The organism is Nocardia otitidiscaviarum, from assembly GCF_007362295.1.
GTDB lineage: Bacteria > Actinomycetota > Actinomycetes > Mycobacteriales > Mycobacteriaceae > Nocardia > Nocardia otitidiscaviarum.
Window position 1 is genome coordinate 1,880,647 of the sequence record NZ_CP041695.1, and the last position, 18,070, is coordinate 1,898,716.

14 protein-coding genes and 1 pseudogene are annotated in these 18,070 nt (G+C 69.5%); 8 read left to right on the forward strand and 7 right to left on the reverse strand.

The features are described 5' to 3' along the window. Positions 1 to 263: 263 nt before the first annotated feature. On the forward strand, positions 264 to 1,808 hold the full coding sequence (locus FOH10_RS08000; RefSeq protein WP_143980249.1) for an amidohydrolase: 1,545 nt from the start codon (positions 264 to 266) through the stop codon (positions 1,806 to 1,808). Here FOH10_RS08000 and FOH10_RS08005 read toward each other — a convergent pair. Beyond that, positions 1,805 to 2,938, reverse strand: coding sequence for a glycosyltransferase (locus FOH10_RS08005; protein WP_143980250.1), 1,134 nt, complete (start codon positions 2,936 to 2,938; stop codon positions 1,805 to 1,807). The genes FOH10_RS08000 and FOH10_RS08005 overlap by 4 nt on opposite strands. Positions 2,939 to 3,078: 140 nt before the next feature. Between FOH10_RS08005 and FOH10_RS08010 the strand changes: the two genes are divergently transcribed. The 5 genes and pseudogenes from FOH10_RS08010 to FOH10_RS08030 form a co-directional block, all read left to right on the forward strand. After that, a complete protein-coding gene (locus FOH10_RS08010; RefSeq protein WP_039812176.1) occupies positions 3,079 to 3,882 on the forward strand; it encodes a transglutaminase-like domain-containing protein in 804 nt (267 codons plus the stop codon). Between the two features lie 70 nt (positions 3,883 to 3,952). Continuing rightward, the gene (locus tag FOH10_RS08015; RefSeq protein WP_039812179.1) at positions 3,953 to 4,585 is read left to right on the forward strand and encodes an LppU/SCO3897 family protein; all 633 of its coding nucleotides are present in this window, start codon (positions 3,953 to 3,955) and stop codon (positions 4,583 to 4,585) included. Between the two features lie 41 nt (positions 4,586 to 4,626). Then, positions 4,627 to 5,400 (forward strand): bestrophin-like domain, encoded by a 774-nt coding sequence (locus FOH10_RS08020; RefSeq protein ID WP_244961781.1) that lies wholly within the window; start codon positions 4,627 to 4,629, stop codon positions 5,398 to 5,400. 16 nt (positions 5,401 to 5,416) lie between these two features. Continuing rightward, the gene (locus FOH10_RS36040) at positions 5,417 to 6,646 is read left to right on the forward strand and encodes a hypothetical protein (protein ID WP_143980251.1); all 1,230 of its coding nucleotides are present in this window, start codon (positions 5,417 to 5,419) and stop codon (positions 6,644 to 6,646) included. Positions 6,647 to 6,957: 311 nt separating this feature from the next. Then, positions 6,958 to 7,608, forward strand: a pseudogene (locus FOH10_RS08030) (dienelactone hydrolase family protein); the annotation flags it as partial. 39 nt (positions 7,609 to 7,647) lie between these two features. Here FOH10_RS08030 and FOH10_RS08035 read toward each other — a convergent pair. The 6 genes from FOH10_RS08035 to asnB all read right to left on the reverse strand — a co-directional run bounded on the left by FOH10_RS08035 (position 7,648) and on the right by asnB (position 16,009). After that, positions 7,648 to 8,871, reverse strand: a complete 1,224-nt coding sequence (locus FOH10_RS08035; protein WP_143980253.1) for a cytochrome P450 family protein — start codon at positions 8,869 to 8,871, stop codon at positions 7,648 to 7,650. A gap of 11 nt (positions 8,872 to 8,882) precedes the next feature. Then, positions 8,883 to 10,145 carry a cytochrome P450 gene (locus FOH10_RS08040; RefSeq protein WP_143980254.1) on the reverse strand — a complete coding sequence of 421 codons (1,263 nt, stop codon included), beginning with the start codon at positions 10,143 to 10,145 and terminating at the stop codon, positions 8,883 to 8,885. Positions 10,146 to 10,211: 66 nt separating this feature from the next. Continuing rightward, positions 10,212 to 11,567 (reverse strand): HAMP domain-containing sensor histidine kinase, encoded by a 1,356-nt coding sequence (locus FOH10_RS08045; protein ID WP_143980255.1) that lies wholly within the window; start codon positions 11,565 to 11,567, stop codon positions 10,212 to 10,214. After that, a complete protein-coding gene (locus FOH10_RS08050) occupies positions 11,567 to 12,253 on the reverse strand; it encodes a response regulator transcription factor (RefSeq protein WP_244962056.1) in 687 nt (228 codons plus the stop codon). The genes FOH10_RS08045 and FOH10_RS08050 overlap by 1 nt, the downstream gene beginning before the upstream one ends. 52 nt (positions 12,254 to 12,305) lie before the next feature. Beyond that, complete coding sequence (locus tag FOH10_RS08055) at positions 12,306 to 13,841, reverse strand: alpha/beta fold hydrolase (protein WP_143980257.1); 1,536 nt, start codon at positions 13,839 to 13,841, stop codon at positions 12,306 to 12,308. 140 nt (positions 13,842 to 13,981) lie between these two features. Further along, a complete protein-coding gene (gene asnB, locus FOH10_RS08060) occupies positions 13,982 to 16,009 on the reverse strand; it encodes an asparagine synthase (glutamine-hydrolyzing) (protein WP_143980258.1) in 2,028 nt (675 codons plus the stop codon). A 599-nt stretch (positions 16,010 to 16,608) separates the two neighbouring features. On the opposite strand from asnB, the gene ctaC reads away from it, so the two are divergent. Both ctaC and FOH10_RS08070 read left to right on the forward strand, forming a co-directional pair. Beyond that, complete coding sequence (gene ctaC, locus FOH10_RS08065) at positions 16,609 to 17,610, forward strand: aa3-type cytochrome oxidase subunit II (protein WP_228807852.1); 1,002 nt, start codon at positions 16,609 to 16,611, stop codon at positions 17,608 to 17,610. A gap of 13 nt (positions 17,611 to 17,623) precedes the next feature. Beyond that, entirely contained in the window at positions 17,624 to 18,040 is a 417-nt protein-coding gene (locus FOH10_RS08070) for a cytochrome c oxidase subunit 4 (RefSeq protein WP_029929418.1), read from the forward strand. Positions 18,041 to 18,070: the final 30 nt, after the last annotated feature.

Sequence of the window (18,070 nt, forward strand, 5' to 3'; positions counted from 1 at the left end):
GGTCGGGCGGCGAGACAGCCCTTCTCGTGTGGAAATCGTATCGAAATCGTTGCGAGCGTGACGAATCCCCCAGAAGGGACGATGGTGCCGAGGAGCCGTCTCGCCGCCGAGCGACATACCGGCGAACCGGACGAAAGACCGCGTCCTCCACCGGTTTATCGGCGATTCCACCGCGAACGTCACCGTGTCGGCGCATCCTTGGATAACCAGCTACCGCGCAGCAATGGTGCGGCGCGGATCGAGTGCGCACGAGGAGCGTCCCGATGGACACGGCCGATCTCATCTTCACCGGTGCTTCGATCATCACCGTCGATCCGGAGACCGAGGGTGCGACCGCCGTCGCGGTCTGCGACGGGCGCATACTCGCCGTCGGCGGCCGGGAGGTGCTGTCCCTGCGCGGTCCCGGCACCGATGTGATCGAACTCGACGACCGCTGTCTGCTGCCGGGATTCGTTGAGCCGCACACCCATCCGACGCGGGACCAGATCCTGTTCAGCGAATCGGTCATCGATATCCGGCCGACGGCCTGTGCCACCGCCGCGCAGGTGCGCACCCTCGTGGACGAGGCGGTGCGCGCGGCGCGGCCCGGACGCGCGCTGCTGTTCCACGGACTCGACCCCGAACTCCAGCCGGGCTTTCCGGAGCCCACCCGGGAATGGCTCGACGAACTCGTACCCGACCGGCCGATCGTCATCCGGCAGAACGCGGGCCGGATCGCCTGGGCCAACAGCGCGGCGCTGCGGTTGGCGGGGCTGAGCGAGGATACGGCCGATCCGTTCGGCGGACATTTCGAACGTGACCGGTACGGCATGCTCACCGGTAAGGCGTACGAGGAGCCCGCCATCGCGGCGGTGACCGATCGCATCGTCGCCGACCATCCGGATCCGGCGATCGGACTGCTGGCGCGCGAGCACGAGCATTTCGCCGCCCGCGGCGTGACGCTGTGCGGCGATATGGGTTTCACCGACGAGATCCGCGTCCGCACCGCGCGGCTGTATCAGCGCGGGCTCGCCAAGGTGCGCACGCGCGCCTACGAAACCGCCTCACCCGCCATGGGTACCATCTGCCCGCGCGACAACGGCGACGACATGTTCCGCCAGATCGGCATCAAACTGCTGCGGGCACCCGACACCGCGCGGCACACCGCCGACCGACTAAGCGAGCTGGTGCGTGCCTACCACCCGGACGGCTGGCAGCTGGCCTGCCGCGCCCAGGACGGTGACGAGGCGACCCTGGTGCTCGATGCGTACGAGCAGGCGCTGCGGGCATATCCGCGATCGGACCACCGGCTGCGGCTGGAACACTGCGGGGCCATGACGCCCGAGCAGTTCCGGCGCGCCAACCAGCTCGGCGTCACCTGCTCGCTGTTCATGGACCACCTCTACTACTGGGGCGACACCGCGACCGACGGCAACGCGGACGGCGCCGCGTGGGAGCCCGAATCGCATTGGGTGCGCGCCAGATCCGCCATCGAGGCGGATGTGCGGATCTCCTTTCACAACGACTGCCCGGTCACTCCCGAAGCGCCGCTGCACAATATGGCGTGCGCCATCACCCGCGTCTCCCGCCGGGGCCGCGTGCTCGGCCCGGACGAGGGCGTCAATCTGGAGCAGGCTATTCGCGCCCAAACCCTGGATGCCGCGTATCAGCTGTTCGCCGACGACATCACCGGCTCGATCACACCCGGCAAGTACGCCGACCTCGTCGTGCTGGACGTGGATCCGTACACGGTGCCGCCGGACGAACTGCCCGATATCGGGGTGCGGACGACCTATCTGGCGGGTGTGGCCACCCATCGGCGGTACTAGCGCACCCCGCGCAGCAGTTCCAGCATGCCGGAAACCGCCGCGGGCCAGGTGAACTGCTCGGCCCGGGTGCGCGCGGCACCGCGGCGCAGGGCCGGTGGTCGGGCCAGCACATCGGTCACGGCGCGCGCGAAGGCGTCCGGATGGTCGGCGGCGACCGCGCCGCAGTCGGCGGTCACGATATCGGCCAGCGCCGAAGACCGGCTCGCCACCACCGGCGTACCGGCGGCGAGCGCCTCCAGGGCCGCCAGTCCGAAGGTTTCGTGCGGACCGGGGGCCAGCGAGACGTCGGCGGTGGCCAGCAGCGTCGCCAAAGCCTCACGGTCGTCGATGAATCCGGCGAAGTGCACCGCGGGACGGCCGTCCGCCAGCGCGGGAATGCCGCGGGCGCGCCGTTGCAGGGCGTCGCGGCGCGGGCCGTCCCCGGCCACGATCAGCCGGGCGTCCACACCCTCGCGGCGCAGCGCGCCGACCGCCTCGATACTGCGGTCCACCCGTTTCTCCACCGACAACCGGCCGCAGTGCACGAGCAGCGGCAGATGGTCGGCGGCCAGATCGGTGCGCAGCCGCCGGTCGTGTCGGCGGGGGCTGAACAGGTCGAGATCCACTCCGAGCGGCACCATCTCGACATTGGGCGCGTCGATGCGCTCGAACTCGGCGCGGGCGAACGCGGTCGTGCAGACCACCATGTCGTAATTCCGGGCGGTGTGCCGATTGGCGATATCGGCGGCGCGCCGGGCCGCCGGACCGGGCAGCACCTGTCCCAGCAGCCGGTCCAGGCGCTCGTGCGAGATCATGACCGAGGCCACGTCGCGGGAGCGGGCCCAGCGCCCGAAACCGCGCAGGGTCAGCCGATCGGACACCTCCAGCGCGTCGGGACGCAAACCCGCCAGCACATCGGCGACGCGGCGCGGATCGGCGGCCCGATAGCCGCCGGTGAACGGAATCCGCGCGGCGGGCACGGTGATCCGCAGCGTCCCCGACGGCAGCACCTCCTCGGCGCGGCGCGGCCCCGGCACGATGAGAACGACCTCGTGTCCCGCCGCCGCGTAGCCGTCCCCCAGATGGTGCAGCGCGGTCCGCAGGCCACCGGAGCGCGGACCGTAGAAGTTCGCCAGCTGCACAATGCGCACGCTGCCGATCGTGCAGGGCGCGGTGTTCCCGATGGCACCTCCGCGCCCAACGGGACGTGAACAGCAGCGGAATACCGTTCGACCCCGAGGGGCGGCCGAACCGGCGGCGACGGCGCCGGGCGGCATGCGACGATAGCGGGGTGAGGCGCGTGGTTTCCGCCCATATCGACGTCCGCGTGCACGCGGACACCGCCCTGGAATTCCAGATCGCCGTCGCCCGGCGGCCCGGTATCGAACTCGCCGAGACGTTGCGGTTCGAACTGGACGGACGCGGCGTGCTGGCCCGCGAGATCAGCGGATCGCATGGCACCCGCATCCACGTGCTGGGCGCCCGCGCGGGCGAGCTGCGGGTGCGCTATCGCGCCGTGGTGAGCGGGACGGCGACGCCGGAGCCGATCACCGACTACGACCTCGCGCTGTATCTGCGGCCCAGCCGGTTCGCCGAATCCGATAGGCTGCTCGGCTTCGCGGCGGCCGAATTCGGGTTGGGCATAGGCGATTCCGGAACCGCGGACCGGGTGGCGGAGTGGGTCGGCACCCGCATCCGCTATGTCACCGGCAGCAGCGGCCCCAGCGACGGCGCGGTGGAGACGCTGTTGGGCGGGGCCGGGGTGTGCCGCGACTTCTCCCATCTGGTGGTGGCGCTGCTGCGAGCGGTGGGTGTGCCCGCCCGGGTCGCGGCGGTGTACGCGCCGGGCTGTGTGCCGATGGACTTCCACTCCATCGCCGAGGCGTACGTGGACGGCCGATGGCTGGCCCTGGATCCGACCGGGCTGGCCCCGCGCTCGACCATGGTCCGCATCGCCACCGGGCGCGATGCCTCCGATATCGCCTTTCTGGACAATCACGGCGGTGATATCACCGTCGACGGGTTGCGGGTGGACGCGAGCGTGGACGGTGCGCTGCCGTGGGACGACCGTGGTCGGACTGTCGTCCTCGGCTGATAGCTTGGGGATACCGGGGGGCTGGTTCTGGCGTCATCCGGGGTGCGGCGGGCTGGATGGGATACGACGGATGGATGCGAAGAACGCACGGCGACTGTGGACCGCGCTGGCGGTGGTGGCGCTGGTGGTGATCGCGGTGACGGCCGCGCTGGTGGGCCGGTCGCTGCCCGGTGCGACGATCGCGGGAACGGCGCTCCCGGCCGCACCGGGGCTGGTCCCGGCGACCGCGCCGGTGCCGACCACACCGGGCACCACCACCGTGATCGAACCCGATCCGCTCACCCTGCTGCGGCCTGGGGACTGCGTCGCGCTGCCGCCGGACGAGACCGATCCGCCGGAACCCGCGGAGTGCACCTCGCTGGCCGCGAACTACCGGGTGTTGCAGACCGGGCCGGAGCCGTGCACCGGTCCGCTGTACAAGGTCGAGGCCAGCAGCCGCGACCGCGCCGGGAACTACAACTACCACCTGTGCCTGGCCTACGACTGGCGTGCCGGAATGTGTTATGAGACCACGGATATGAACGATCCGGTCAAGGTGGACTGCGCCACGCCGGGACCGCATGTGGTGCAGGTGACGGCGGTCTTCGAGAACAGCCTCGACGGAACGCGGTGCCCGACCGACCAGAACGGCGCGGTGGCGATCACCTGGGATAAAAGGATGCTGACGGTCTGTTTCCGCGGAGGCGACGACCCTGGTCGGTAAGCGGTTCGATCCGCGCGGTCCGGTGTCGCGAATACCGTTGTATGGCGCTGGATTTGATCGTGCCCGTCGTCGTGCCGATCCTGTTCGCGGGTGTGGCGGTGGCGGTGTTCCTGGTCGGTGACCGGCTGCGGCCCGAGTCGTGGCGGCACGAGGACGAGGAGTCCGGGCATTCGTTCGTCCTGGACCTGGTGAACATGTTCTTCGCCGCGGTGGTGGCCTTCGTGGTGGTGATCGCCTGGCAGGAGTACGACAACGCGCACGCGCACACCGTCGAGGAGGCCAAGGCGCTCATCGAAGTCCACACGGCGGCCGGCGATCTGCCCGAGGCCGAGGGCGCCCGGGTGCGCGAACTGGTGCGCGACTACACCGACGAGGTGATGTCGGGGGAGTGGGCGGTCATGGCCGCCGAGGGGCGGCTGAGCGCCACCGCGCAGGAGTTGCTCGACGACGTGGAAGCGGCCGTGGAGGCGGTGCGCTCGACCGATCCGCTGGTGGTCGCGGCCCGCGCCGACGCGCTCGACGCGCTCGACACCGTGGGCGAGGCCCGGTTCGAACGCGCCCTCACCGCCGAGTACCGCATGCCCCGATTCCTTTATCTCGCACTGTGGTTGGCCACCGCCATGCTGTTGTGCGGTTCCGTGCTCTCCGGGGTCGTGGTCACCCGGCGCAGCGTGATCATGACCGCGCTCTTCGGGCTGGTGGTGGGCGGCGTGATCCTCGCGGTCTACCAGCTGGACCAGCCGTTCTCGGGCGCGAACGTGGTGCCGACGGATGCCTTCGAACTGGCACGCACGCGCTTCGAATCCGGCGACTAGCGGAACGGACCCGCAGATGACAACCGACTCGACAGGCGGCCGAATCCCCGCCGCGGCACGGCGATTCGGCCGGGCACTGCCACTCGCCGCAGTATTGCTCGTGCTGCACCCGGCTCCACTGCCCGCCGACCCCGGCCCGAGCGCGACGCCGTTCTCGACTGAGCTGCCCGCACTGGGCGAGCTGATCACCGGCAGCGCATCAGGCAGCGGCACCATGCCCGACAGCGCTGACAATCTCGTCCCGCCCGACACTGGCGACGCCACCACCGGCAGCCCACTGCAACTCGGCTCCGGCAGCGCCGCCACCTGGGCGGACAGCGGTGCCACCGACAGTACCGGTGCGCCCGAACTCGGCGGTATCACAGCGCTCTCGACCGCCCCCGAATCCCTCGGTGGCCCCGGCGCTTCGATCGGCCCCGAATCCCCCGGCGGCCCGGGGCAGTTGGGCGGGACCGAACCATCCAGCGGCGTCGAGCCTTTCGGTCATGCTGGGGCGTCGGGTAGTGCTGGAGCGTCGGACGGTCTCCCGACGGACGGTGATCCTGAATCACCCGACGGCGTGGCGGATGGTGGTGGTGGAAGTGGCGTACTTCCGCTGTCGATCGGCAGTGGGAGCGCCGTGTCCCCCGGTGGGGCGGGTGTCGGGCATGTGGACACCGATGGGGGCGGCGGCGATATCGCGATCGGCGCGGCCGATGCCGCCTATGTCACCGGTGACGTGGCGGGGACGGCAGGGGAGCTGTTGGGGTTCGAGCCCGGGAGTGTGGCCACCGCGTGTGCGGGCAGCGCTGTGCTCGGGAGTGCCGCACTGGCGGCGGGGTCGGTGGCGGGGTCGGGCGGGTCCGGGTCGCTGCTGCCCGGGTTGCTCGTCGGCGGTGGGTCGAGCGGGTCGGGGGCGGGCAGCGTGGTGGTGGGTAGTGCGGCTGCCGGGAGTGCGCTGCTGACCTGTCTACTGCTCTTGCCCGTGCCCGAACCGCCCGGGATCCCGCTCGAGCTCGGGCCCGCTGCCGTACCACCGGTCGCCGCGCCGCCGGAGCCGCAGGTTCCGGTACGGACACCGGAACCACCCGCCCGGACACCGCTCGAACCGGCGATTCCGGTGGTGGCGGCACCGACCCCGCGCCCGCCCGCACCGCCCGCGGCCGCCCCGTACACCGGGTGGACGACGCTCCAGATGATGACCGTCCGGATCATCACGCTCATCGCGGCGGCACGGGTGCGTGCGCTGCGCGTTCCGCGCGCCTGACTGCGTCCACCGTGTACTCGGCGGGGGAGCGGGTATCCGCCAGCTGTGATCAGCGCGGCTCCTCGTATCGACGCACGCGGCGGCGATCTGCTGCCGAACCCGCTTCGGGCTGTACCGTGGTGGCGACCTCGTCGACGACCACGAGGCTGCCGTCGGCCGCGAGTCGTATCGCCCGGATCCGCGGATCAGCCACCGCTATCGGATTCACCGCCGGTACACGGCCGACAACCTATCGAGAAGTACTGGAGCCGAACCCCATTCATCGGGAGCCTGATATGACATTCGACGACCCCCGCGACAGCGGGCGGCGACTACGCGACGACGATATTCGCGTCACCTCCGGAAAGACCACGCTGACAGGGCATCTCACCATTCCGGAGCGGCCGATGGGTTTGGTCGTCTTCGCGCACGGCAGCGGCAGCGGGCGGTACAGTCCGCGCAATCGGCACGTGGCGGCCGTCCTGGACCGGGCCGGAATCGGCACGCTGCTGGTCGATCTGCTCACTCCGAACGAGGAAGCCGCGCGCGCCAATGTCTTCGATATCGAACTGCTGGCGCGGCGACTGGCCGATGTGACCCGCGCGCTCGCGACGGAGAGCCGCACTGACGGCCTGGCGCTGGGGTACTTCGGGGCCAGCACCGGCGCCGCCGCGGCACTGTGCGCGGCCGCCGACCCCGAGTTGGGCGTTCGCACCGTGGTGTCGCGCGGCGGCCGGCCCGATCTGGCCGGCGCCGCACTGTCCCGCGTGCAGGCGCCCACCCTGCTCATCGTCGGCGGTGACGACCCGCTGGTGCTGGAGCTGAACCACGGCGCGCAGGCGGCCATGACCTGCGAGACCGAGATCCGCGTGATCCCCGGGGCCAGCCACCTGTTCGTCGAGGAGGGCACCCTCGATCAGGTCGCCGGGCTCGCCCGCGACTGGTTCACCGCCCGTCTCGCCCCGGCGACCGCCGCCAGCTGACGCCGCGCCGATACACAGCGGGGCGCACACCATCCCCCGTCAGGCGTGCAACCGCACCGGCAGGCGCTGGTGACCATTGGACACGAAGCTGACCACGGGCTCGTACCCGGATGGTTCGGCGGCCAGCCGCATGTCCGGGAAGCGCTCGAACAGTGCGGGCAGGGCGATGGCCGCCTCCAGCCGGGCCAGGGGAGCGCCGATGCAGTGGTGCGCGCCGTGGCCGAAGGCGACGTGCTGATCCTTGGTGGCGCGGTGCACGTCGAACGCGTCGGCATCGGCGCCGTGGATCTTCGGATCGCGGCTGGCGGCGGCGTAGGAGGCGAGGATCGCCTCGCCCTTGGGGATGCGGAAGCCGTCGATATCGATGTCCTCCACGGCATAACGCAGCGGCAGATGCGCGACCGGCGACTGATAGCGCAGCGCCTCCTCGATCACATCCGACCACGGCACCCGGCCCGCGCGGACGTCGGCGAGCTGCTCGGGGTGGTTCAGCAGTGCGAAGATGGCCTGGTCGAGCAGGTTCACCGTGGTCTCGTGCCCGGCATTGATGACCAGCATGAGGGTGTCGCAGAGTTCCTTGTCGGTCAGCTGCGAACCGTCGTCGTCGCGGGTGCCGATGAGGACGCTGGTGATGTCCTCGCCCGGAGTCTCCCTCCGGAAGGCGACGAGTTCGCCGACGAGCCGGAACATTTCGAGATAGTTGGCCTGCGCCTGCTCGGCGGTGAAGGTGCCGTCGAAGAAGCCGTCCACGCACTTGTGCATGGCCGGGCCGAGATGGTCCGGAATGCCGATGAGCTCGCTGATCACCCGGATCGGCACCGGGTAGGCGTAGCGCGCCCGCAGATCCACCACCGCGTCGGCCGGTTCGGCGGCCAGTTCGTCGAGCAGGGCCGCGGTGATCTCCTCGATGCGCTCGCGCATGGCCGTGGTGCGGCGGTGGGTGAAGGCGGGGGAGACCAGTTTGCGCAGTCGGCGGTGGTCGGCGCCGTAGGCGGTGAACATATTGTCCACCGCCACCCACGGCAGCAGCGGCCACGATTCGGTGATCTCGCCGTTGATGAAGGCAGACCAGTGCTGGCGCGGATCCTTGGAGACGCGCGGATCGGCCAGCAGTCCCTTGAGGATCGCCTGGTCGGTCACCGACCAGGCGGGCACGCCGCCGGGCAGTTCGATCAGCGTGATCGGGCCGCGCTCGCGGATCCGCGCGTTCTCACCTTGAATATCCGTGCCCGTCGGGTCCAGGACGATCGGGTCATACTCCATCGGACAACTCCTTAAACCGAATTCAGCGGAGGGGACGGTGGGAAGACGACCGGCAGCGACGCCATGGCGCGGTGGAAAGGTCCCGGCCGCCAGACGATCTCGTCGGGGGAGACCGCCAGCCGCAGTTCCGGCAGCACATCGAGCAGCTGGTCGATGGCATCCTGAACCACCAGGTAGGCAACCGATTTGGCGGGGCATGCGTGCGGTCCGGCGCTCCATGCCAGATGGGAGCGGTTGCCGGTGCGGTCGCCGCCGCGAATCCGGGGATCGTTGTTGCAGCCCGCCAGGCTGATCACCACGGGCTGGTGTGCGGGCAGCCAGGTGTTGTCGATGAGGATCGGCTGGCGCGGGTAGCTGATGCTGAAGTTCGCCATCGGCGGGTCGTTGAACAGCACCTCGTCGAGCGCGTCCCGGGTGGACAGGCTGCCGGTGAGGAACCCGCCCGCGAAGCGGTCGTCGGTGAGCATGAGCAGCAGCGTGTTGGTGATCAGGTTCTGCTGCGGTTCGATGCCCGCGCCGTAGAAGCTGATGAGCTGGTAGAGCATTTCCTCGTCGGTGAGGTTGGCCGGATGGCTCGCCATGCGCGAGGTGACGTCGTCGGCGGGCTCGGCCCGGCGCAGTGCGATGAGCTCCATGAGCGCCTCGCTCAGATGCTGCATACCCCAGGCGGCGTTCACGGTGTCGAACAGCGCCGCCATCCCGGTGGCCACCCGCTGCCCCAATTCCGCCGAGCAGCCCACCATTTGGTTGAGCACCTCGAAGACCAGCGGAAAGGCGTACTGGCTCACCAGATCCGCCGATCCAGTCTCACAGAAGGAGTTGATCAGCGGGGCCGCGACCTGCTCGACGGTGATGTGCAGGGTGTGCAGGTCGATGCCGTCGATACCGGCGACGTAGCTCTGCCGGTAGCGGGCGTGCGTGGGCCCGGCATTGCGCAGGGCGTTCGGGTACCACTGCATCATCGGCTTGACCGGGCACTCGTCGGGCACGGACTGCTGCCAGGTGCGCGGATCGGCGGGGAAGTGCTCCGGGTCGTTGAGGATGCGCAGCGCCGTCTGATAGCCGATCACCAGCGTGGCGGGTACGCCCGGGGCCAGTTCGATGGGGACGAGCGAACCGTACTTGTCGCGCATCTCCCGGTAGGCCCGGTGCGGATCGGCCGCGAACTCCTCCGAGTGCAGCACCATATGCGGGCCGGCGGAGTCGACGGGCGATCCGTACTGGACGGGTAGGGCATCCGTGGTGGCACCGAAGCGCGGTGAGGAAGTGGTCAAAGGGGTAGCTCCAAATAGTGGGACAGCCGATCTATCACCCGAGACCATCTCACATTCCTTGCTGCCCTAACGATTTCGCCTGTCCACGCTAGCACTCGGGCAGCGAACCGGCTTCTCGTGCGCGGCGGCGGGTAGTCGGAAGCCCACGCGCGCACCGCCTTCGGGGTGGTTGTCGGCGTGCGTCACGCCGCCGTGCGCGGTGACGATATCGCGGACAATGGCCAGGCCCAAGCCGGATCCGGGGGCCGAGCGGGTGGCGTCGGCGCGATAGAACCGGCCGAAAACGGCCTCCCGGTCGGAGTCGGCGATCCCGGGGCCGTGGTCCCGAACGGTGAGATCGGCCGCGCACACGGCGATCTCGACCGGGGTGTCGGGCGGACCGAATTTGAGTGCGTTGGCAATGAGATTGTCGACGCAGCGGGCCAGGGCACGCGGACGGCCCGAGACCGGCACCGGGTCGGTGACGGTCAGAATGACAGTGCGTCCGCTGCGGCGGCGGACGCGGTGCGCGCACTCCCGCGCCACCTCCGCCAGCGACAGGGTTTCGGGCTCCTCGGCGGCGTACTGATCGGTGGCCAGATCGACCAGCTCCCGGACCAGTTCGTCCAGTGCCTTCGCCTCCTGGACCAGGGTGGCCAGCACCTGGGCCTCGTCCTCGGGGGCCAGCCGTCCCCGGGCGCGCTGGAGGAGTTCGGCGCTGCCGCGCACCGAGGTGAGCGGGGTGCGCAGTTCGTGCCCGGCGTCCTCGGCCAGGCGCTGCTGCTGCGCCCGTGCGAACCGCAGTGCGGCGAGCATGGTGTTGAAGCTGCGGGTCAGTTCGCCGACCTCACCGGACTCGGCCGCGGGCAGGGTGACCGTGAGGTCCTGGGTGCTGGCGATGCGGTCGGTGGCGGCGGCCAGGCGGCGGATCGGCCGCAGGATGCGGCCGATGGCCAGCCAGCACAGCAGCGCCGCCGCCAGCAGTGCCACCGCGGTGATCGCGGCCGTGCGCCACAGGAATTCGCGGTCGATGCGTTCCACATCGGCGTAGTTCTGGCTCACCATGACCGCGCCGCCGCCCGGACGGCCCTTGGTGAGCACGCCGTAGCCGATGCCGTCGACCTCGATCTCGGTCTCGTTGCGCCCGCTCCCGGCGGCGGCGATGGCGCGGTCGGCCGCGGTGACCGGCAGTGGCGCTCGTCCCGGGACCAGGGGGAGCACCGTGCCGTCCGGCAGCAGCAGCTGTTCGGTCATATCCGGGCGGACCGGCAGCGGTGCGTCCGCCGCCAGCAGGGCCAGGACGGTGTCGGCCCGATCGGTCAGGCCGTGGTCCACCTGGTCGGCCACCAGCGGGCTGACATTGCGGTACGCCGTCACGATGGTGACCACGATGGCGACCGTGACCGCGAACACCGCGACGAGAGTGATTCGGGTGCGCAGCATTACGCGGGCCGGATGGTGTAGCCGACATCGCGGACGGTGTGGATGAGCCGAACCGCCCCGCCCGCTTCGGTTTTGCGCCGCAGGTAGCCGATATACACGTCCAGGGACCGGGATTCGGTGTCGAAGTCGAATCCCCAGATGTCCTCGTAGATGCGGCTGCGCGGCAGCACCAGGCGCTCATTGCGCATGAGCAGTTCCAGGACGTCGAATTCGGTGCGGGTGAGTTCCAGGTCCCGGCCGCCGCGGCGCACCTCGCGGGTGGCCGGATCCAGGGTGAGGTCGGCGACGGTGAGGGCGCGCTGTTCCGGATCGGGTGCGCTGCGCCGCAGCAGCGCCCGCAGCCGGGCCAGCAGTTCCTCGGTGTCGAAGGGTTTGGCCAGATAGTCGTCGGCCCCGGCGTCGAGTCCGGCGACCCGGTCGCCGACCTGGTGCCGAGCGGTGAGCACCAGGATCGGCAGCCGGTCGCCGCGGCGGCGCAGCACCCGGCAGAGCGAGAGTCCGTCCAATTCCGGCATGACCACATCCACCACCGCCAGATCCGGTCGCTGGGTCGCCAGCACGCTGAGCGCCGCGCTGCCGTCGGCGGCCTGGAGTACCCGGTAGCCCTCGAAGCGCAGCAGCTGGTCCAGGGTGCTGCGGACGTTCGGGTCGTCCTCGACAATGAGAACGGTGGGGGCGGTCGGTATGTTCACTGGCTCATTCTGCCGGTCACAGGCGTCGAACATGACGGTCGCGGACTCAGTCGGTGACCGGCGTCACCGGGATCGGCGCGATGGATCGCACGCAGTCGGTGGCGCCGGGCGTGCCGGTGCGCAGGAACGTCGTCACCAGACCGGAGACGCAGCCGCCCGGCACCAGATCCGGCACATGGCCCACATTCGGCACCGAGACGAAGGTGGCGCGGGGGAACTTCGCCGCCACCCGCACGCCATTCGCATCCGGGGTGATGGCGTCCAGGTCACCGGAGAGCACCAGCACCGGCACGTTCGGAAGCGGTTGGGCGGCATGGTCGATACGGGTGGTGGCGGGCCAGCCCAGGCAGATGTCGCCGCCGTCGCGCTGGGCCGCCGAGAACCCGGCGGCGCTGAAGGCCCCGGCCTCCCCGGCCGCCGCCACGGCCCGGCGGTACTGCTGTTCACGCTCGGCCACCGGGGCGTCCGGGGACCAGATCGTCGGGTAGTCGTTGCAGGCCACGGCGAGGTAGAGGTCGATGTTCTCCATGACCGGCGCGGTGGCGGCGCGGACCGCGAAGGCGCGCAGGGGAGCGTCGTCGCCGCGCACCGCCGCACGCAGGGCGGCGGGGACGGTGCCCAGCACGGGGTCGGGATCGCTGCCGACCCCGGAGGTGGCGGCCTCGAAGAGCAGGCTGGCGAACTTGTCCTCGGTCAGCGTGAACGGGCGCTCGCCGGGGACGGGCAGCGGGTCGGTGCGCAGGCGGGCATTCACCGCACGCAGGTCCGCGACGGCGGCCGCGCCATCACAGACGCCGCTGCGGTCGCAGATGCGCTGTAGCGCCAGCGACACCGCTTCGGCGTTCGGGCGGTTGAGCGTGTCGAAATCGTGCGGGTACGCACCCGACAGCACCATGGACTGGACGTGGTCCGGGTGGCGCTGGGCGTAGACCGGGAGCAGGTAGGTGCCGTAGGAGATGCCGTACAGCACCACCTTCGGAATGCCGAGTTCGGTACGGACGGCGTCGAAGTCGTCCACGGTGGCGGCGGAGGTGTAGCCCGCCGCGCGGGGGCCGAGCAGCTCGCCGCAGCGAGTTGCCGTCCGGCGCTGCTCATCTCGGGAGAGGGTCAGGAAATCCTGGTCGGGGACACCGCAATCCAGCGGTGTGGACCGGCCGGTGCCGCGCGGGTCGATGAGCAGGAGGTCGTGGTCGGTGAGGAGATCGCCGTCGACGGCGGCCAAGGCCAGATCGGCGTGCTCGATGAGCGGGACGCCCGGGCCGCCCGGATTCGGAAGGATGGTGCCCGCGGCGGGGGTGTCCTGGTCGGTGCGGTGGATCAGCGCGTAGGCGACCTGGACGGTACCCAGGTCGGGGCTGCCGGGCACCAGGTCGCGGTCGATGGTGCCGCAGTCGACGCGGTGGGTGTCGAGGGTCGGGCACCACTGCGGGGTGCCGGATGCGGGCGTGCTCGCTGAGGACAGTGTGCTCGCCGCGGTGTGGGAGCCGCCGGAGGGTTGTGCGCCGCCGCACGCGGTGAGCGTGCTCAGTGCCACCAGTGCGGCGGCGACGGTTGTCAGTGCGGTGCACGTCGTGCTGCGCATATCGGTCGGGACCTTTCGCCGTGGTGCCTCCCGGTGAGGCACGACAGCGATGGTGGTGGGGTGAGGTCAGACCGATGCGAAAGGAACGGCAAAGGTGTGTAAGAAAGTGACGGCGCAGGAGGGTGTCTGCGCTCAGCGCGTTACAGGGAGACCGGGTAGGTGGGTTCCTGGATCTCCGGCTTGATGCGCTGTTCGACGAAGATGCCGTGCCAGATCATGAAGACCAGCAGGGTCCACAGGCGGCGGCTGTGGTCGGAGGTGCCCGCGCGGTGGGCGTCCAGCATGCCCAGCACGGCGGTCTTGTCGAGCAGGTGGTCGGTGGCGGAGTCGATGATCTGCTGGCGCGCCCAGTCGTAGAGCTCCGGGCCGCGCAGCCAGTGCCGCAGCGGGACGGGGAAACCGAGCTTGGCGCGGTGCAGGACGTGCGGGGGCACGATGTCCTCCAGCGCGCGGCGCAGGGCGTACTTGGTGGTGTCCTTGGTGATCTTCTGATCCACCGGGATCTTCTCGGCGACCGCGAAGACCTCCGGATCCAGGAACGGCACCCGCAGCTCCAGCGAATTGGCCATGGTCATCTTGTCGGCCTTGACCAGGATGTCGCCGCGCAGCCAGGTGAACAGGTCCAGATGCTGCATGCGCGCCACCGGATCCCAGTCGCGGCCCTGCATGGCCCAGATGGGATCGGTCACATCGCGATGCGTCCACTCCGGGCGGAAATCGCGCAGCACCGAACGCAATTGGGCGTCGTTGAAGCTGCGGGCATTGCCGTAGTAGCGGTCCTCGAGGGTCAGCGAACCACGGTGCAGCAGACTCTTGCCGCGGGTGCCGTCGGGAATGCGCTCCGACAGTCGCCCCGCCAGGCGGCGCAGCGGCTTGGGCAGATACTCGAACGGCTTCAGCGACAGCGGTTCCCGGTAGATGGTGTAACCACCGAACAGTTCGTCGGAACCCTCGCCGGACAGCACCACCTTGACGTGCTTACGGGCCTCCTTGGCCACGAAATACAACGGCACCAGCGCCGGATCGGCCACGGGTTCGTCCAGGTACCAGACGATCTCCGGAATGGAGGCGGCGAACTCCTCGGGGCTCACGGTGCGGATGTAGTGCTTCGCGCCGATGGCGGCGGCGGTCTCGGCGGCCACATCGGCCTCCGAGTAGCCCTCGCGCTCGAACGCCGAGGTGAAGGTGAGCAGATTCGGATTGTGCCGGATGGCCAGCGCCGCGATGGCGGTGGAATCGATACCGCCGGAGAGGAACGCGCCGACCGTGACGTCCGCGCGCATATGCTTGGCCACCGAATCCTCCAGGGCCTCGGCGATCTCGCGATAGCGGTACTCGGCGGTATTCGGGCGCTGCGCCGCCGGGCGCGGACGCGTGGTGGGCGGCTGCGCGGTCACCTCGCCGGGCTTCGCGAAGGGCACCACCCGGAAACGCGGATCGAAGTAGCGGGTGATCTTCGGGGCCTGCCCGGGCTCCACCCACGCGTAGCAGCCCGACTCCAGCCGCCGCACATCCCGGTGCAGGGTCTCCGGCTCGGGGACGTACTGCAATACCGTGTAGTGCTCGAGCGCGCGCGGATCGAGCGCATCGCTCAGCCCGAGCTGGGGGAGCAGGTCCAGCAGGCTCTTCTTCTCGCTGGAGAACGCCGTACCGCCCGGACCGGTGGCCAGGAACAGCGGCTTGATGCCGAAGGGATCGCGGGCGATGAACAGCTTGCGGGTCTCGGTGTCCCAGATCGCGAAGGCGAACATGCCGCGCAGGCGGGCGGCCGCCTCCGGACCCCAGTAGTGGAAGGCCGCGGCGATGGTCTCGGTATCGCCCTCGGTGGCGAACATGGGGTCGGCACCGAACTCGGCCCCGTGCTCGGCGGTCAGCTGCTCGCGCAGTTCGAGATAGTTGTAGATCTCGCCGTTGAAGGTCATGGCGTAGCGCTGCCGGTTCTCCGGCGGACCCCAGCGCAGCGGCTGGTGCGAATGCTCGATATCGATGATCGAGAGGCGGTTGAAGCCGAACACCATGTGCTCGTCGTGCCAGGTGCCCCGCTCATCGGGGCCGCGGTGACGCTGACAGACCAGCGCCTCGTGCAGCTGCGCCGCGATGGCTTCGGCAGTGGTCCCCTCCGGAGCGCCGGAAGTGTCAACGGTCAGATAGCCGAGCAGTCCACACACTGCGACGAAAACCTCGCTTCGGGAGTCAAGGGAACACCGTGCCCCCGGACGGGGCGGGTACGACGAAACTCAATGCCCGAGTATGCCGTATCTATGCCCTCCGCTGCGCTCCGGGCGGGTGCTGTGTTTGATTTGCCCTCCGCTTCGCTTCGGGCGGGTTCGCGGCGCTGGAAGGTCCCGGTTCTTCCCTCCCTCCGCTCCCCCGCTTCGCTCCCCCGCTCCACTCAGTCCAGAACCGGGACGCGCCGCGAACCAGGGGCTGTTGTGGTTCGGGACCAGGGGAGTTGGGGCGCAGGGGGTGTGGTGGGGCGTGTCGTGGGCTACCCGATCACATCCAGGGCGGTGGTTTGGTCTACGCTGCGTAGTACTCGGGAACTCCCGGGGTCGGTGGCGCGTTGTGCGCCCGACCCTGAGAATTTCCCAAACGTGCTGAATATGTGCCGTCCGGCGGAAGGGAGTCCGGGCGGCGCCGTGTCGAATAGACGACCAGGAAGGCGTTGAGCGTGGCGCACAAGGCGAGCGAGGCGATAGGGGCACGACCCGCCCAGGGTCGGCGGGGCCGTATCCTTCGGCGGGCCGGGCTGGCGGTGTCCATGGGGATGACCGCGATGCTCGTCTCCGGCTGCTCGATCGATAACCCGTGGCTTCGGTTCGGCTGGCCCTCGGGTGTCACGCCGCAGGCCACCAAGATGCGGGAGCTGTGGACCTGGTCCGTGCTCGCCGCGCTGGCGATGGGCGTGCTGGTCTGGGGTCTGACCTTCTGGACCGTCATCTTCCACCGCAAGAAGAAGAACTCGCCGGAGTTCCCGCGCCAGACCGGCTACAACGTGCCGCTGGAGCTGACCTACACGGCGATCCCGTTCGTGATCATCGCGGTGCTGTTCTACTTCACCGTGGTCGTGCAGAACTACGTGCACGAGAAGGTCGACAACCCGGATGTCGTGGTCGACGTGACCGCCTTCCAGTGGAACTGGAAGTTCGGCTACCAGAAGGTCGACTTCAAGGACGGTGGCCTCCAGTACGACGGCGTCGACGCCGAGCGCGAGGAGATGAACACCCAGATCCGGGAAGAGTGCCTGGAGCGCAAGAACGACGAGGGCCACCCGCAGCCGTGCCCGAACAACGGCCTGCCGGCCAATGACATCTCCTACCTGAACTACGACAAGATCGAGACCATCGGCACCTCGGAGGAGATCCCGGTGCTGGTCCTGCCGACCGGCAAGGTCATCGAGTTCGAGCTGGCGGCCGCGGATGTCATCCACGCCTTCTGGGTGCCGGAGTTCCTGTTCAAGCGCGACGTCATGCCGAACCCGAAGGAAAACCACTCGGACAACACCTTCCAGATCACCAAGATCGAGAAGGAAGGCGCGTTCGTGGGCCGCTGCGCGGAAATGTGCGGCACCTTCCACTCCATGATGAACTTCGAGGTCCGCGCGGTGACGCCGGAGAAGTTCGAGCAGTACCTGAAGGAGCGCGAGTCCGGTAAGACCAATGCCGAGGCGTTGGCCGCCATCGGTGAGTCGCCGGTCGCCGTGACCACCAAGCCCTTCGACACCGAACGTACGGCCCGCGGTGAGGGCCTTACGGAAGCCGCCAAGTGAGGACTGAACTGACATGAAGGTCGAAGCTCGCATCTTCGAACTGATCACGATCTTCTTCGTGCTCGTGGCCATCGTGTACGGCTACTTCACCGCCCAGTCGCGCACCGGCGTCGAATGGGCGGGCACCACCGCCATCGTGCTGTCGGCGGGTCTGTCGCTGATCGTCGGCACCTACTTCCGCTTCGTGGCGCGCCGTCTCGACCTGCGCCCCGAGGACTTCGAGGACGCCGAGATCGCGGACGGCGCGGGCGACCTGGGCTTCTTCTCGCCCGGTTCGTTCTGGCCCATCCTGCTGGCCGCGGCGGGCTCGGTCGCCGCGCTGGGCTTCGCGTTCTTCCAGTTCTGGCTGATCGGCGTCGGCGTGGTGCTGATCCTGATCGCCGCGGGCGGTCTGGTGTTCGAGTACCACCTCGGCCCCGAGAAGCACTGACCCGAGCACATCAGCGCCCCGCCCGGATTC

Bases quoted from the DNA above. Each gene is read 5' to 3' on its own strand.
- FOH10_RS08000 (WP_143980249.1), top strand. From the start codon at position 264: ATGGACACGGCCGATCTCATCTTCACCGGTGCTTCGATCATCACCGTC.
- FOH10_RS08015 (WP_039812179.1), top strand. From the start codon at position 3,953: ATGGATGCGAAGAACGCACGGCGACTGTGGACCGCGCTGGCGGTGGTG.
- FOH10_RS08020 (WP_244961781.1), top strand. From the start codon at position 4,627: ATGGCGCTGGATTTGATCGTGCCCGTCGTCGTGCCGATCCTGTTCGCG.
- FOH10_RS36040 (WP_143980251.1), top strand. From the start codon at position 5,417: ATGACAACCGACTCGACAGGCGGCCGAATCCCCGCCGCGGCACGGCGA.
- FOH10_RS08035 (WP_143980253.1), bottom strand. From the start codon at position 8,871: ATGGAGTATGACCCGATCGTCCTGGACCCGACGGGCACGGATATTCAA.
- FOH10_RS08045 (WP_143980255.1), bottom strand. From the start codon at position 11,567: ATGCTGCGCACCCGAATCACTCTCGTCGCGGTGTTCGCGGTCACGGTC.
- FOH10_RS08055 (WP_143980257.1), bottom strand. From the start codon at position 13,841: ATGCGCAGCACGACGTGCACCGCACTGACAACCGTCGCCGCCGCACTG.
- ctaC (WP_228807852.1), top strand. From the start codon at position 16,609: ATGACCGCGATGCTCGTCTCCGGCTGCTCGATCGATAACCCGTGGCTT.
- FOH10_RS08070 (WP_029929418.1), top strand. From the start codon at position 17,624: ATGAAGGTCGAAGCTCGCATCTTCGAACTGATCACGATCTTCTTCGTG.